The organism is Streptomyces sp. NPDC101165, assembly GCF_044768135.1.
Classification (GTDB): domain Bacteria; phylum Actinomycetota; class Actinomycetes; order Streptomycetales; family Streptomycetaceae; genus Streptomyces.
In genome coordinates this window covers 1-1,475 of the sequence record NZ_JBIWPG010000059.1, presented here as the reverse complement: position 1 = coordinate 1,475, position 1,475 = coordinate 1, and the positions used below count along the sequence as shown (strand labels likewise).

The window sequence follows — 1,475 nt, the reverse complement described above, 5'->3', positions numbered from 1 at the left end:
TGTTGGTCCCTCATCCTGCCGCACTCGACCTGCCCCATGCGCTCATCGAGTGAGTCTCAATGATGGTGTCAAGCCGATTGGGGGGCCGGTGGGGTGGGGGTGAAGTGCCTGTTGTCACGGAGCATGGCCCATAAGACGTCGACTCGGCGGCGTGCGAGGGCGAGCAGTGCCTGGACGTGGATCAGTCCTTCGGCGCGTTTCTTGAGGTAGTAGTCCCGGGAGGGTCCGGGGCGCATCATGGCGGTTTGGGCGGCCATGTAGAAGACATGTCGCAGGCGGCGGTGGTAACGCTTGGGCCGGTGGTGGTTACCGGTCCGGCGGCCGGAGTCACGCGACACCGGGGCCAGTCCCGCGTGGGCGGCCAGGCGGCCGGCGTCTGCATAGGCGGACAGGTCTCCGACGATGGCGAGGAACTCGGCCCCGAGGATGGGGCCCATACCTGGCAGGGATTCGATGACTTCGGCGCGCTCGTCGAGGTGGAAGGCCTCGCGGATCTCCCGGTCGGTGTCTTTGATCCACTCGTCGAGTGCGAGGAGCTGATGAGCGAGGTCGCACACGAGTTTGGCGGCTCGCTTTTCGCCCGGCAGAGCAGTCATCTGGGACTGGGCTGCCTCGACCGCGCGGGCGGCGATCTCGGCTGCACTGCGGGCCGCGCGTCGTGCCAGCCAGTCCGCGAGCTGCTTGACGCCGGTCCGTCGCAGGGCGGCCGGGGTCTGGTACTCGGTCAGCAGGACGACCGGTCCCTTGGCTGCTGAGTAGTCGAAGGCCCGCTCCAGAGCAGGGCAGATGCCCACCAGGGCATCGCGCAGGCGGTTGATCAGTCGTACCCGGTCGGCGATCAGGTCGGCTCGGTGGGCGGTGAGCAGCTGGAGATTTGCCACGGTCTCGTCCGGGAGGCTCAGGGGTGTGAAGTCCTGGCGCATACGCGCGGTGTCGGCGATGACCAGGGCGTCCTTCGCGTCGGTCTTTCCTTCGCCGCGGTAGGCCCCGGACATTCGGTTGACCGTACGTCCAGGCACATACACCACGCTCTGGCCATGGGCGATCAACAGTGCAAGCAGCAGCGTCGAGGCCCGGCCGCAGATGTCCACCGCCCACCGCACCTCGTCGGCCATCTCGCACGCCGCCACCATCAGGGCCAGGATCTCGTCCTCACCGTTGACGACCTTCCTTGAGAACACCTTCTCTCCGCTGGCGTTGACTCCAACCGCCCAGTGATGGGCCTTGCCGGCGTCGATGCCGACCCAGACTTGCTCGTGACGTTCCGTCACCGTCATCGCTCCGTTCCCCAGAAACCAGCACTCTCCGGGTCCGGGGAACACTCCGCCGCCAAGCCCTTAACCAGCGATGACCGCAGTTCTCAATCAGCAGCCGGAGCGTCCCGAAGGACCAGGCGGCCACTCACTCCGAGCCATCAAACGGCAGGTCACCATCAGCCACACCCAGTCCTCCCGGACCACCAGCATTCTTAAGGG

At 66.5% G+C, this 1,475-nt stretch carries 1 protein-coding gene; it reads right to left on the bottom strand.

Features of this window, described 5'->3' with window-relative positions:
- Window positions 1-68 precede the first annotated feature (68 nt).
- Window positions 69-1,277 (bottom strand): IS110 family transposase, encoded by a 1,209-nt coding sequence (locus tag ACIRVH_RS46460; protein ID WP_403967181.1) that lies wholly within the window; start codon window positions 1,275-1,277, stop codon window positions 69-71.
- Between the last annotated feature and the right edge of the window lie 198 nt (window positions 1,278-1,475).